This window comes from Verrucosispora sp. SN26_14.1, assembly GCF_004307965.1.
Lineage (GTDB): Bacteria > Actinomycetota > Actinomycetes > Mycobacteriales > Micromonosporaceae > Micromonospora.
Map to the genome: position 1 here is coordinate 1 of NZ_SISL01000130.1, position 13785 is coordinate 13785.

Below are 13785 nucleotides of genomic sequence, written 5' to 3' on the forward strand. Positions count from 1 at the left end.
GTCCCGCACCACGAGCACCGGGGCGAGCGGGGTCGCGGCCGGGCCCTCCGCCGGACGGTCCGGGGGCAGCAGCGGGATCGTCCGGCCGGGTACGCCGACACCGCGCGCGAAGGGTTCCCAGGCGTGTGGCCGGGTCGTCTGGACCACCACCCGGGCACCGAGCGCCATCGCCCGCACGGCGAGCAGTTGGGCGGTGGGCAGCCCGCCGACGAGCATCACCCGGGTGCTCTCCGGCCGGAACAGCCGGACGGTGACGGGTGCGCCGTGCCGGTTGGTGCCCAGCATCAACCCCGCCGAGCCGTACGGCAGCGTCGCCTCCGGGCCGTCCGCGCCGGGCGGTGTGGACGGGGTGCGGCGACGCGCGACCGGTCGACCCGGCCGCGCGAGCGGGAGCGTGTTGACGAAACCGTGCAGGTGGGCGCCGTCGTCGCGGAGGAGTACCCCACCGGCGGTCGCCACGACCTGCTCCAGTGCGCGGCAGGCGGCGGAGAGTTCGGCCGGCGTCGCCGTGCTCAGGCGTACGGTCAGCTCGGTCCGGCCCGGTGCCTCCGTGTCGGCGTGCAGCGACACCGTGGTGGCGGTCACCGGCAGCGCGGACAGCCGGGACACCAGCCGGCCCACCGGTTCCGCCGGCCAGTGTCGCAGCGCGAAGGTGCTCTGGAGCAGCCCGCCGCACCGGACGCCGTGCCAGGTCTCCCGGGGCGTGCTGCCGTCGTGGTGCGCGAGTTCGGCGAGCATCCGCAGGGTCGCCTGCGTGCCGAGCGGACGCACGGACAGTGGCCGCAGCCGCCGCACCATCCGGCGTACGGTGCCGGCGAGCGCCCGCCGGAGCGCCTCCTCGGGCCAGCCCGCCACCCGCATCACCCGGACGGCCAGCACGGCGCGCTCCCCGCCGGCCAGCCGCCCACCGGTCAACTGCCGGTACGAGGTGGACACCGGTCCACCACCGGCCGCGACCGCCGGTGCCGCCGTGACGGTCAGCAGCAGTTGCACGCGGACCGGCGGCACGTCGGCGGCGCGGGTCGGCAGCAGCGCGGCGGGTGGCGGCAACGGGCGGGCACCCGCACCGAGCAGATCGGCGGCGTCGCCGACGTCGAGCAGGGCCACCAGGCCGTCCGGGTCGTCGACGGCGGCGGCCGGGAATCCGGCCACCTCGACGGGACGGACGACGGCGTCCGGGTCGACCAGGTCGAGCAGGGTCGTCGGGTGGCGCACCCGGCGACGGCGGACCAGGTAGCCCGTCCCGAGCCGGAGCCACTCGTGCAGCCACCGTCGCCGTGCCCGACCCCAGGCGCCGACCAGGAGGGCGCCGGCCAGCAGGACGGCGGTCGTCGTCGGCAGCGCGCCCAGACCCGGTGCGGCGACGAGCATCGCCGCCGCGACCTGTGTGGTGACGATCTGTCCGACCGTCGGTCGGTACGCCCGCCGCCGCATGCGCGGACTCCACTGCGGCCTGTCGTGACCGTCGTCGGTGCCGGACCGGGCATCGGCGGCACGGCGGGCGAGGGTGCCGGTGGTCGGCGCTGTGGCCCGTCGGTCGATCACACCCCGCGACGTCATCGACGCCCATCGTAGTAGCCCGCCTGCTGCCGCGTTGTCCACAGGGGAGCTAGCGGGGGTAGCAGAAACGCGATGGTGTCGCTACTGTCAGCGACGAGTTCTCGTTGGCCCGTCCCGCGTCGCGCACGCCCTCCGGCGGCGCGGGTGGTGTCGTCCATGGGCCAGCCACGATCGAGAGACGAGGTGACGTCGGGGTGTCCTCCCAGACCCAGGCAGAGGCCGCGGTGATGCAACAGACCGCGGCGAAGTTCGAGCAGACGGACCAGTCGTTGCAGTCGATGCTCAGTGGACTGCTGGCCCAGCTGGCGATTCTCCAGCAGGCCTGGCGCGGGGCGGGCGGCCGGTCGTTCGAGCAGGTCAAACAGCAGTGGGCGCAGGATCAGGCGAACCTGCAGCGGGCCCTTCGGGAGACCGCAGGGGCGATCCGCACCGCCGGCACGAAGTACGACGCGTCGGACACCGAGGCGGCCGGCCGGGTGTCCGCCACCAACCGCGGCGGCATCGAGCTGCCGCTCTAGCGCGTTCCACCGGGCTGGTCAGTTCCGATGACCAGGTCCCGGGTCACGACCGAGGGGGAAGACTACCGATGGAGAACGGTGTGCTGGTCGTCAACTTCGCCGCGCTGCACCAGGCCAGCGCGGACATCCAGCGGGCCCTGAACACGCTCGAATCGCAACTCGGTCAGCTGGAGCAGGACGCCGCTCCGCTGGTGGCGAGCTGGTCCGGCGAGGCGCAGCAGGCGTACGAGCAGCGGCAGGCCCGGTGGCGCAACGCCTCACAGGACCTCCAGACGATGCTGCGTGACATCAAGGTGGCGGTGGACGAGTCCGCGACCGACTATCTCGACACCGAGAAGCGCAACGCCGGTCTGTTCCAGTGACGGACGGTTGACGCCGGCCGCCTCGAACGCGGCGGTCGGCGTCAGCCACCGGTGGCCGCCGGACGGGCGGTCGACTCAGCGTGGATCGGCGGGCCGCCACTGCCGCCGGACCCCCTGGGGGACGAGGACGGCGGCCAGCACGATGACGGTCACCGTCAGCAGGCCGGCGACGGTGAGCACGGCCACCCGCTCCCGGGCGGCGGTCCGTCGGTCCTGCTGCGCCACCAGCGCCGGGTCCGGGCGCTCCCCGTCCAGCCCGCCCGCCGGTCTCGCATCGGGCGTCGTGCCGTCCGCCTCGGTGACCGCCCGGTACGGATTGAGCACACCCGCGCCGTACCCCGTGCCGGGAGCCGGGTCGGCGGTCGCGATGATCCGCCGGGCCACCTCCGCAGCGCTCAGCTCCGGGCGGTACTGGCGCACCAGAGCGGCGGTCGCGGCCACGAAGGGCGCGGCGTAACTGGTCCCCTCGGCCCGGTGGTGGCCGCGTCCGGGCGCGGCGATCAGCACGTCGGTGCCGGGCGCGACCAGGTCGACGTAGGAGCCGGTCTGGGAGAACCCGGCCCGTGTCCCGTCGGCACCGATCGCGCCGACCCCGATCACCGACCCGTACGCGGCGGGGTAGGGGCGCGGGTCGCCCTCCCCGTGCAGGTTGCCGGCGGCGGCCACCACGATCACGTCCCGGGCCGCCGCGTAGGCGATCGCGGCACGGACCGTCGGTCGGTCGGCGTACAGCACCACCGACAGGTTGATCACGTCGGCGTCGTTGTCGACCGCCCAACGGATCGCCGTGGCGAACTCCTCCGGCGCGACCGTACGCCCCGCTCCCCGGCCGTCCACGACCTGCTGTTCGCTGACCCGCACCGGCAGGATCCGGGCGTTCGGCGCCAGACCGTGGAAGGCCACTCCGTCGTGCGGGGCGGCGGCGATGATGCTGGCCACGCCGGTGCCGTGGCCGACGCAGTCCCGGGTGCCGTCACCGCCGGGGTCGAGCAGGTCGAGGCCGTCGAGCACCCGGTCGGCGAGCTGCGGGTGGCGCCGATCCACGCCCGAGTCGACCACCGCGACGGTCACCCCGGACCCGTTCGCCAGCGGCGACAGCCGCGCCGGGGCGTACCGCTCCTGCGGCCAGGGCGCGGTGGCCACTGGTCGGGCCGGTGCCGGCGGTGCGGCGCAGTCCGGCCCATCCGGAGTCGCCGGCAACCCGGCCGTCGCGGGCCGTGCCGACGCAGCGGGTGCCGGGGTGACCGGCGCGGCCAGCAGGGTGGCGGCAGCCACACCCGCCAGGATCGGGAGCGGGACGTACCGGGACATCGACCGCCTCCGTATCGTGTCGACTCCGGAACGGGATGTTATCGCCCCTCGGTGAACCGGGCGGACCGGCGACGGCCTGGCATTGTGATCTTGTGGACACCTTGTAGGTTGTAGGCGATACCTATGGCTGTGCCCGGGAGGAGGGGTGGCCGTGACCGACTGGGCGCCGGCCACCGAGGCCGAGGCGGCGATGCGGGACGCGCTACGCGGCAACGACCAGCAGTTGTACTTCCGCATCCTGTCCCGGGTCGAGCTGCTGTTGCCGATCTCCGCCCAGCCCGTCCCGGGCCAGGTGCCGGCGGGCTGGGGCACCTGGACGACCGGTGGCCGCACGCACGTGTTGGCGTTCACCTCCGCCGAGGCGATGCGGTCCTGTCTCGGTGACCACGCCGGGCCGAGCCGACGCTCCGGGTACGCCGAACTGGCCGCCGGCTGGCCGAACCACGAGTGGTGGCTGGCGGTCAATCCCGGCCTGCCGATCGAGGGCTACCTGCCCGCCTGGTTCGTCTCCCAGTTGTCCCGTGGCGACGTCCGGCTGCCCGGGCGCACGGTCGGCGCCCGGGCCCGGTTGGAACGGGTGGAGGCGCTGAACCGCTCGCGCGAGGGGCGAGCGTCGCACGGCACCCCGCCCCCTGCGACCGGCACCGCACGGTCACCCGGCGTCGGTCCCGATCGTCCGGCACCCTCCTCGCCGCAGCCGGTGGCCCCGGCGGCCTTCCAGTTGCCCGAGTCACCGGTGGCGGCGCCCGGCACGGTGGCCGGTCCGCACCAGCAGCAGCCCGGCGGTGGATCGCCGGGTCGACCTGACCTCGGTCGGGGCGCACCCGTCCAGGATTCCGTGCCCCGTCAGGAGACTCTCGGGAGCCGGCTCAGCGCCGTCGGCGGTGGCCGGGTGGAGGGTCCGGTCGGCGCGCCGCCGAGTCGGCCGATGCCGACACCCGGCGAGGAACCGACGGTCGCCGGTCCCGGCTGGCCGGGTACCCCGGAACGCGCAGGCCCGGCCGGCAACGGCCCAGCCAGCAGCGGCCCGCCCACCAGCGGCCCGCCCACCAACGGCCGGCCCGCCGACACCGGCAGCGGCCAGACGCCCAGGCGGTCCTTCTTCGAGCCGTCGAACTCCCGTACCGGCCAGCGCGCCGACCGGCTGACCGACCGGGCGACCCCGCCGTCCCGGCTGGCTGCCCGTGGCGGGCAGCCGTTCCCCCGGCGCGGGACGGCCGCTGATCCGTCCGCCGAGGGGAAGACCCGCGCCTTCGACTTCACCGGCACCGAGTCGGGTGCCCGCCCCGAGTCCGGTGGCGAGCCGACCCAGCAATTGCCGTCACCCGGCGGTGCGACGCAGGAGCCGACCCGGCCACTGCGGGTCTCCCCGCCGAACGGTTGGACGGCACCGGGTGGTCTCGCCGACAGCGGCGACCCCACCGAGGCGTTGCCCCCTCGCGGGCCGGCGGAGCCCACGGAGGAGTTGTCGGCCGCGGAACCGGTCTCCGGCCCGCCCGCGACCCGCCGTGGCTTCACCCCGATCGTCATCGAGGGCACCATCATCGAGGCGCGCGACCTCAGCTCGGTCGACGACGCCCCATCCCGGCCGCAGGGGTTCGCCACCTTCGCCGGCGCCGAACCGACAGTGCGTGTCCCGCCGGTCGAGGCCGACCCCACCATGCGGGTCCCCGTGTCGGAGGCCGAGCCGACAGTGCGGGTCCCGGTCTCCGAGGCTGAGCCGACCGTGCAGGTTCCGTCGGTGCAGGCGGAACCGACTGCGCAGGTCCCGCTGGTGGAGGCCGAACCGACGACATGGGTGCCCACGGTCGGGGCCGAGCCGACCGCGCCGGTCCGGACCGTCGAGCCCGAGACGACGGCCTGGGTGCCGACGGTGGAGCCGGAGACGACCGCCTGGGTGCCGACGGTGGAGCCGGAGACGACGGCCTGGGTGCCGACGGTCGAGGCCGAGCCGACCGTTCAGGTGCCGTCTGACGAGCCCACCGCCCGGGTCCCATCCACCGCGCCGGAGACGACGGCCTGGGTCCCGACGGTGGAGCCGGAGACGACCGCCTGGGTGCCGACGGTAGGGGCCGAACCGACCGTCGAGGTGCCGTCTGCCGAGGCGGAGCCGACGGTGCGTGTCCCGGTCCCGCAGGCGGGGCCGACCGTCTCGGTTCCGCTGGTGGAGGCCGATCCGACCACATGGGTGCCGACGGTGGCGGATCCGACCGGATGGATCCCGACGATCGGATCCGAGCCGACCGCCGACGTGCCGTCGGTCGAGGCCGAGCCGACCGCCGAAGTCCCGCTGACCGACGCCGAGCCGACCGTCGAGGTCCCGTCCGCCGGGTCCGAGCCGACCGCCGATCTGGTGCCGGCGGGTTCCGAACCGACCGCCGAGGTGCCGCCGGTCGAGGCGACTGCCGACGTTCCGCTGGTCGGGTCCGAGCAACAGACCGTGCCGCTCCGGGGGACGATCCCGGAGTCGGCCATCGAGACCGAGCTGATCACGCCTCCGGCCTCGCCGACGGTCGCTCGGGCCGAGGTCTCCGAGTCGGGCGACGGGTCCGAGCCGACGGTGCAGAGTCTCGCCGCGACCACCCCGGACGCGGCATCCGTCGCCACGCCGCCGGCGGCCGGTGCCGAGTTCACGCCGGCCAACGACGTCGAGGTGAACCTGCTGGAGGCGGCGGAGGCGGGCAGCACCGACACGTTCCTCTCCACGCTGCTGCTGGCCCGGGTCCTGATGCCGGTGGCGGCCGACTCCGTCACGGGTACCCGACCGGGCGACCCGGGCTTCGTCTGGCCCACCGTGCAACTGGACGGCCAGACCTTCGTGGTGGCGTACACCTCGCCGCAACGGCTGAGCGACCACACCGATCCGGCCGCCGCCGAGACGCTCCAGGTCCGCTTCGTCCAGCTGATCCGCTGCTGGCCGGACACGTCGTGGTCGTTCGCGGTCAATCCCGGTACGCCGGTCGGCGCCAAGCTGCCCGGTGAGCAGATCGTCGGGCTGGCCAACTGGGCCGCCGAGCTGGGGCTCGGTGACGACCCGGAGCGGGAGACCGAGTCGTCGGCCGAGCCGACCGTCTCGTCCGAAGGCCCACGGGAGGCCGCACCGGTCGTCGACCCGGTGCGGCCGATCGTGATGCAGAAGGCGATCGCACCCAGCCAGCTCGGCTACTACCTGGAGCGTGGCTACGACCGGGTCTCCGGCTTCGTCCACCGGGCCGGAGAGCTGGCCCATCTCGACACCCCGGCGAAGTTGCACGGTGCGCTCGGCCTCCACCATCCCGAGTCGCCCTTCGCCGCCGACGCCGAGCAGATCTACGTGCTGCGGTGGCCGGCGTACCGGCCGAGCCTCTACCGGATCCCGTACGGCGGGCAGAACGAGGCCGCCATGCGGGCGATGGAGGGCTGGGTCATCGAGCGTCCGCCGTTCCGGGGCAACGGTTTCGCCCCCGGCGAGAGTTCCGACGTGGTGGCCGAGTTCAAGGTGGACAGCGTCCGGCTGCCGCACGGCGCCCAGCTGCTGCGGATCGGCGCGGACGGCACCGAACGTCTGGTCGCCGTGCTCGACACCGACACGCTCGCCTGGCGACAGGTCGGTGAGCGGTGATGCGCGACGGCTACGTGGCCCGCTGGCGTGGCCGGGAGTACCAGGCCAGCCCGGACGGCGGCGAGATCCGGCTCTACCGGCCGGAGGCGGCCGACGGCTTCGAGGAGGTCCGCGCCGGCCGCCACGTCCGGGTCGTCCCGGCCTCGGAGGTCGAGGAACTGGCGTACGTCCGGACGACCTGCACCTGGCAGGGGCAGCCGTTCATCGTGCTCGCCGTGCACGACGGATGGCTGCGGGTCGAGTACACCGGTGGTCGGTGGCCGGTCGCCCAGGCGATGCGGCTGGAAGCCTTCGACTTCGGTGTCTACCAGGGCTGGGCGCCTGTCGGTGAGGTCACCGACGTCCGCGAACAGCGGATCTGAGCACCGGTCAGGACTTCGTCCAGCGCAGGATCTCACCGAGCACCAGCTCCGGCGTCTCCAGGTGCGGGAAGTGCCCGACGTCGTCCAGCAGTCGCCACTCGTACGCCGCGCTGACATAACGTCCCGACCCCTGGGCGGTACGCGGCAGCGAGGCCACGTCCAGCGCGCCGTGCAGTTGCAGGGTGGGGGTGACCAGGGGCCGCTGCATCAGCTTGACGAACCGGTATCCGTGCAGCCGCAGCACCGACCGGAAGGCCCAGCGGTAACCCTCCAGGGCGCAGAACGCGGCCTGTGGGATCCGCATCGCCTCCCGGTAGCGGCGGGCGTACCCGGCGAAATCCGGGCCGCTCACCCAGCGGGGGCCGCCCCAGCGGCGCAGGATCTCCTCCACCGCCCGCGCGTCGTCCCGGGTGAGGACGTGCTCGTAGCGGGGCATCTGGAACCTCAGCGCGGGTGTGGACGCGGCGAACTGGCCCCGCGGGTCGGCGAAGATCCCGGCGCGCAGCCGCAGCGGGTGCGGTGCGCCGAGCACCACCAGCCGGCGGACCAGGTTGGGATGGAACGAGGCCACCGTCCAGGCGATCATCCCGCCGGCACCGGCACCGACCACGGTCGCCGACCGTTCACCCAGCGCGCGGATCAGGCCGGCCACGTCGGCGGCGAGGGTGTAGCCGTCGTACCCCCGGGGTGGTTTGTCGCTGGCGCCGTAGCCGCGCAGGTCGACGGCGACGGCGCGGAAACCGGCGTCGGCGACCGCCGGCAGCATCTGCTGCCAGGCCCACCAGTGCTCGGGGAAGCCGTGCAGGAAGAGCACCATCGGACCGGTGCCCGCCTCCACGACGTGGAACCGGCTGCCGTTGGCGCCGACGAACCGGTGCGTCCACGGTCCCTCGGTGAGGACGCAGGATTCGTCGATGGCATCGCCACGCTGCTCGGTCATGACCGACAGCCTATGACCTCGCCGCCGTCGGCCCCGGTGGGCCGACCGGACCACCGGCCCGGCAGGGGCGACGCCCCGGGCAGATGGCCTGCCCGGGGCGTCGTCGTGTCAGGTCGGCGGCTCAGGAGAACCGGACCTTGGTGTAGATGCCGTCCTGCTCCATTACCTTGATCTTGGTGCCGGTGGCCGGGAGCTTGACGCCGTGGTTGGGCAGCTCCGGGAACCAGTACTGCTTGGTGTCGTCGAACAGCGGCTGCGCGGCCTGACCCCGGATGTACTGGGGCTGGCTGTTGAGGTGCAGCGTGAACGAGTCGGCCTTCTTGAGGCTGAACGGCGCGTCGTAGACCTGGATCCGGGCCCGCCAGGGCTGACCCGTCAGGTTGTAGATCGGCCGGGGGCGGGAGTCGATGATCAGGTTCCGGCCCTCGCCCGGGTGTGCGAACGTGTCGTTGTCCGACCACCGGGTGTTCCAGTACGAGATCAGCAGTCCCTCCTGGTACGCGTAGTGGTCCACGAAGTCCGGCTTGGTGTTGGCGTACCCGAAGAAGTACGGACCGGTCTTGAGGTACTTGTCGTACGAGATGTACTGCCGGGTCCCGGCGATGTAGTAGTTCGGGAAGCTGCGGGTGTACGTCTCCTCGACCACCTCGAACCCGCCGGCCAGCGTCCAGCCGGTGGCACCGTCCTCGGCACCGTCGACGAGTACCGTCTGCCCGTCGGCGGTCAGGGTGATCGCGTCACCGAAGAACCCGCCCTCGGCGACCGCCCCGTCCGTCTGGTAGCGCAGCCGGAACCCGACGGTGTTGCCGGCCACCGAGTCCAGCGGGACCTGCACGTCCACCCACTCGCCGTCGGTGCTGCCGTCCAGCGCGTACCGGCCGGGGGAGATCTCCTTGAACGGCCGACCGTCCGCGGTGCCGGGCTGCGGCGTCCAGGTCTGCCCGCCGTCGGTCGAGGTCTCGAAGAACAGGTAGTCGTAGTCCGCCTCGATGCTGTAGCGGCCCTTCAGCGAGACGCTTGCCGACGACGCCCCACTCAGGTCGAACGTCCTGGTCAGGGTGCTGTTCAGGTCGTCTGCGTTGCCGGAGAAGAACTGCTTGTCGCCCTCGAACGGCGCCCCGTTCTCGAACGTGTACTCCCGCTCGGGCAGCACCACCACGGCGGCCTGGGCCTCCTTGGTGTTGTACTCCTGTGGACCGAGCACCAGCGTGCGCTTCTGCCCGGCCACGATCACCTCGTAGTCGAGCCAGCCGAGCTGGAGCTTGTTCCACGCACCGAGGTCACCGCCGCGCTCGCCGATGCCGCCGTCGTTCTTGGCGCCGAGGCGGCTCTGGGCCATCAGGGTCCAGTGCTCGTTGTTGTTGTCGCCGCCGCTGATGACGTTGTAGTCGTCCGGCAGGCCGAGGTCGTGGGCGTACTCGTGGTAGAAGACGCTGCGACCGCCGTTCTCCGGCTGGATCGTGTAGTCACCGATCCAGATCCCGGTGTCGCCGATCTGGGTGCCGCCGGCCGGGAAGTTCGGCGGGCCGGTGCGTCCCTGGTCGGAGGCGTACGCGTACCAGCGGTGGCTCCAGATCGCGTCCTCGCCGTAGATCGGGTCACCGTCGGCCATGTCGCCACCGGCGTGCACGATCTGGAAGTGGTCGATGTAGCCGTCCGGCTCGTTGAAGTCGCCGTCGCCGTCGTAGTCGTACCGGTCCCACTGGTCCATCGCCCGCACGTCGGCGGCGATCTCCTCGTCGGTCCGTCCGGCCGCCTTCTGGTCGGCGACCCACTTGTTGGCGGCGTCGCGCACCAGCGCCCAGACGTTGTTGCAGACGATCCCGTCGCACGGGTAGCCGCTGGAACGTCCGTACCGGGCCTGGTTGTAGTTGACCTTCACCCAGTCGGTGACCACACCGTCGACGCTGTAGCGCCCGGAGGACTGGGCCTCGTAGTACTGCTTCACCGACTCGTCGCCGGGGCCGGTGCCGAAGTAGAGCTTCCGGAAGTGGTCGGCGTCGTAGTCCGGCTGCCAGACGGTGGAGTTGTCCACCCGGCGGTCCGGCTCCGGGATCTCGTTGTGCCCTGGTCCGTCGAACCGCGCCGGGCCGGGGGTGTCGGGGTCGGTGTCCTGGTCGGGGTAGTCCGGGTGCCGCTCGTTGCCGAACTCGGCGAGGATCACGAAGATCCGGTCGGTCTTCTCCCGCGACAGTTCGACGTACTGCTTCTCGGTCGGGCCCTTGCCGCCCTTGGTGGTCTTGGCGTTACGGCCGGCCTTGCCACCCTTGGTGGCCCGCTCGCCGACCTTGACCACCGTGCTGCCGTTGATCCGCTCCGCCTCGGCCCGGCCCGAGAGAACCTCGCTCAGACCCTGCTCACGCAGGGCGCGACGCTTGTCCTCCAGCGGGTTCGGCAGGTCGTGTTCGGCGTGGGCGGGCTCCGCGATCGACTGGGCGGACGCCGGCGCCGTGGCAGGCGCGGCGGCGGCGGAAGCGCCGACCGTCAATCCTGTCGCGGTCAGCGAGAGCCCGAGCAGACCCACTGCGACTTTCCGCACGTGGTACCTCCGGATTGAGGGAACCGGCCCGTCGGGGGTTGTGGACCGGTGAAATAGGCCCCTACGGATGGGGCCACTGGTGAACATAGGCACTCGTGGGGCCAAAGGGGAAGGGGTGTGCGTCGATTTTGTGGCACCGAGTTGTTGGCAGGCGTTTTCACTGTCACAGCCCTCGGCAGCGACCACCCGACGTCCGCGCAGGTCCGGACAGACATCGACGGGTGGCGGTCCGCGTCGGACCGCCACCCGTCGAGTGGTACGCCTATCCGTCAGTCCTCGTCGGACTTGCCCCCGCCCATGCCGGAGGCGATCAGGTCCATCACCGACGAGTCCTGCAACGTGGTGACGTCGCCCAGCGACCGGTTCTCCGCCACGTCCCGCAGCAACCGACGCATGATCTTGCCGGAGCGGGTCTTCGGCAACTCCGGCACCAACATGATCTGTCGCGGCTTGGCGATCGGGCCGAGCGTCTTCGCCACGTGGTTGCGCAGGTCGGCGATGAGCTTCTCACCGGCGTCACCGGCGGTGTCGATGCTGCCGCGCGGGATCGCGAACGCCACGATCGCCTGCCCGGTCGTCGGGTCGGTGGCGCCGACCACCGCCGCCTCCGCCACCGACGGGTGCGACACCAGCGCCGACTCGACCTCGGTGGTGGAGATGTTGTGCCCGGAGACCAGCATGACGTCGTCCACCCGGCCGAGCAGCCAGAGGTGCCCGTCGTCGTCCCGCTTCGCCCCGTCACCGGCGAAGTAGACCCACGGGTCGTCGGCGTTGCCGCTCACCCCGGCGCCGAAGCGGGACCAGTACGTCTCGATGAACCGGTTGTCGTCGCCCCAGATGGTGCGCAGCATCGACGGCCACGGCTCGCGCAGCACCAGGTACCCACCGCCGCCGTTCGGCACCGACTGGCCCTGGTCGTCCACCACGTCGGCGATGACGCCCGGCAGCGGCGTCATCGCCGAACCCGGCTTCGCGGCGGTCACCCCGGGCAGCGGCGAGATCATCATGGCGCCGGTCTCGGTCTGCCACCAGGTGTCCACGATGGGCAGTTCACCCCGTCCGACATGCTGCCTGTACCACATCCAGGCCTCGGGGTTGATCGGCTCACCGACGCTGCCGAGCAGCCGGAGCGTGGAGAGGCTGTACTCGGCGGGGATCTCGTCGCCCCACTTCATCATGGTGCGGATCAGCGTGGGTGCCGTGTAGAGGATCGTCACGCCGTACCTGTCGACGATCTCCCAGAAGCGGCCCTTGTGCGGGGTGTCCGGGGTGCCCTCGTACATGACCTGGCTGACGCCGTTGGAGAGCGGACCGTACACGATGTAGGAGTGGCCGGTCACCCAGCCGATGTCCGCCGTGCACCAGTAGACGTCGCTCTCCGGCTTCAGGTCGAAGACCGCGTGCGAGGTGTACGAGGTCTGGGTCAGGTATCCGCCGGTGGTGTGCAGGATGCCCTTCGGGCGGGCCGTGGTGCCGCTGGTGTAGAGGATGAACAGCGGGTGCTCGGCGTCGAACGGCTGCGCGGCGTGCTCGGTCGACGCCTGCTCCACCGTCTCGTGCCACCAGTGGTCCCGCTCCGACCAGCCGACCTGCTCGCCGGTCCGGCGTACCACCAGCACGTGCTGCACCGACGGGCAGTTCGCCACCGCGTCGTCCACGGTCGGCTTGAGCGCCGACGGCCTGCCCCGGCGGTACCCGCCGTCCGCGGTGATCACCACCTTGGCGGTGGCGTCCTGGATCCGGTTGGTCAGCGACTCGGCGGAGAAGCCACCGAAGACCACGCTGTGCGTCGCGCCGATCCGGGCGCAGGCCAGCATCGCGACCGCCGCCTCCGGGATCATCGGCAGATAGATCGCCACCCGGTCACCGGCGACCACCCCGAGGTCGGTGAGGGCGTTCGCCGCCTGGCACGTCATCCGGTGCAGGTCGGCGTAGGTGATGGTCCGGGTGTCGCCCGGCTCGCCCTCCCAGTGGATCGCCACCTTGTCGCCCCGGCCCGCCTCGACGTGCCGGTCCAGACAGTTGTACGCCACGTTGAGCTGCCCGCCGACGAACCACTTGGCGAACGGCGGATTCGACCAGTCCAGCACCTGGTCCCACTGCTTCGCCCAGGTCAGCCGCCCGGCCTGGCGCTCCCAGAAGGCCAGCCGGTCGTTCTCGGCCTCGACGTACGCGTCCGCGGTGACGTTGGCGGCGGCGGCGAGTTCGGCCGGCGGCGGGAACTGGCGCGTCTCGTTCAACAGATTGGCCAATGCCTCGCTCATGCGGTGACTCCTCGTCGCTCGGGGTGACCTGCCTCTCTCCCGGGCAGGTTAGCCGGGGTGGACGCGCCAGGCGACCGATCTCGTCCGCCCTCGTCGCCCAACGGCCTTCCCCACGCGCCGAGATGTAAGGAAGGGCACCTTATTAACGCCTCGTGCATAGGAAGGGTCCCTTCCTAACACCTGCGGCACAGCATCAACGCACCTGCGGCAACCCCGCCGCCGCCGACTCGTGCTCGACGCGGATCGCCGGGTCGATAGCGTGACAGGGTGACTGCCGACCCGCTCGCGCCGCTGCTCGACCTCGCCGACGTCGCCGACGCCGTCGCCC

Annotated in this window: 9 protein-coding genes; 4 read left to right on the plus strand and 5 right to left on the minus strand. The window is 72.3% G+C overall.

What is annotated here, in order from left to right; translation table 11 throughout:
- Window positions 1–1560: type VII secretion protein EccE (locus EYA84_RS14105; RefSeq protein ID WP_131053498.1), on the minus strand; the 1560-nt coding region annotated here is incomplete at its 3' end.
- A gap of 194 nt (window positions 1561–1754) precedes the next feature.
- Between EYA84_RS14105 and EYA84_RS14110 the strand changes: the two genes are divergently transcribed.
- Both EYA84_RS14110 and EYA84_RS14115 read left to right on the plus strand, forming a co-directional pair.
- Window positions 1755–2078, plus strand: a complete 324-nt coding sequence (locus EYA84_RS14110; RefSeq protein ID WP_255446614.1) for a WXG100 family type VII secretion target — start codon at window positions 1755–1757, stop codon at window positions 2076–2078.
- Between the two features lie 68 nt (window positions 2079–2146).
- Complete coding sequence (locus EYA84_RS14115) at window positions 2147–2440, plus strand: WXG100 family type VII secretion target (protein ID WP_131053499.1); 294 nt, start codon at window positions 2147–2149, stop codon at window positions 2438–2440.
- A gap of 75 nt (window positions 2441–2515) precedes the next feature.
- On the opposite strand, the gene mycP is transcribed toward EYA84_RS14115, so the two are convergent.
- Window positions 2516–3751 carry a type VII secretion-associated serine protease mycosin gene (gene mycP / locus EYA84_RS14120; protein ID WP_131053500.1) on the minus strand — a complete coding sequence of 412 codons (1236 nt, stop codon included), beginning with the start codon at window positions 3749–3751 and terminating at the stop codon, window positions 2516–2518.
- A 151-nt stretch (window positions 3752–3902) separates the two neighbouring features.
- Between mycP and EYA84_RS33140 the strand changes: the two genes are divergently transcribed.
- The gene (locus tag EYA84_RS33140; RefSeq protein WP_236145759.1) at window positions 3903–7352 is read left to right on the plus strand and encodes an SseB family protein; all 3450 of its coding nucleotides are present in this window, start codon (window positions 3903–3905) and stop codon (window positions 7350–7352) included.
- Window positions 7349–7714 carry a hypothetical protein gene (locus tag EYA84_RS14135; RefSeq protein ID WP_131053501.1) on the plus strand — a complete coding sequence of 122 codons (366 nt, stop codon included), beginning with the start codon at window positions 7349–7351 and terminating at the stop codon, window positions 7712–7714. Before EYA84_RS33140 ends, EYA84_RS14135 begins: the two co-directional genes overlap by 4 nt.
- Before the next feature lie 7 nt (window positions 7715–7721).
- Here EYA84_RS14135 and EYA84_RS14140 read toward each other — a convergent pair whose 3' ends face one another.
- From EYA84_RS14140 to acs, 3 genes are all read right to left on the minus strand, one after another.
- Window positions 7722–8654 carry an alpha/beta fold hydrolase gene (locus EYA84_RS14140; protein WP_131053502.1) on the minus strand — a complete coding sequence of 311 codons (933 nt, stop codon included), beginning with the start codon at window positions 8652–8654 and terminating at the stop codon, window positions 7722–7724.
- Window positions 8655–8775: 121 nt separating this feature from the next.
- Window positions 8776–11178: an immune inhibitor A domain-containing protein gene (locus EYA84_RS14145; protein ID WP_131053506.1), complete on the minus strand. Its 2403-nt coding sequence runs from the start codon at window positions 11176–11178 to the stop codon at window positions 8776–8778.
- Between the two features lie 284 nt (window positions 11179–11462).
- Window positions 11463–13457, minus strand: coding sequence for an acetate--CoA ligase (gene acs, locus EYA84_RS14150; RefSeq protein ID WP_131053503.1), 1995 nt, complete (start codon window positions 13455–13457; stop codon window positions 11463–11465).
- Window positions 13458–13785 lie beyond the last annotated feature (328 nt).

What these genes read in the sequence shown, in the direction of transcription:
- EYA84_RS14115 (WP_131053499.1), top strand. Translation starts at nt 2,147, where the DNA reads ATGGAGAACGGTGTGCTGGTCGTCAACTTCGCCGCGCTGCACCAGGCC.
- acs (WP_131053503.1), bottom strand. Translation starts at nt 13,457, where the DNA reads ATGAGCGAGGCATTGGCCAATCTGTTGAACGAGACGCGCCAGTTCCCG.
- EYA84_RS14140 (WP_131053502.1), bottom strand. Translation starts at nt 8,654, where the DNA reads ATGACCGAGCAGCGTGGCGATGCCATCGACGAATCCTGCGTCCTCACC.
- mycP (WP_131053500.1), bottom strand. Translation starts at nt 3,751, where the DNA reads ATGTCCCGGTACGTCCCGCTCCCGATCCTGGCGGGTGTGGCTGCCGCC.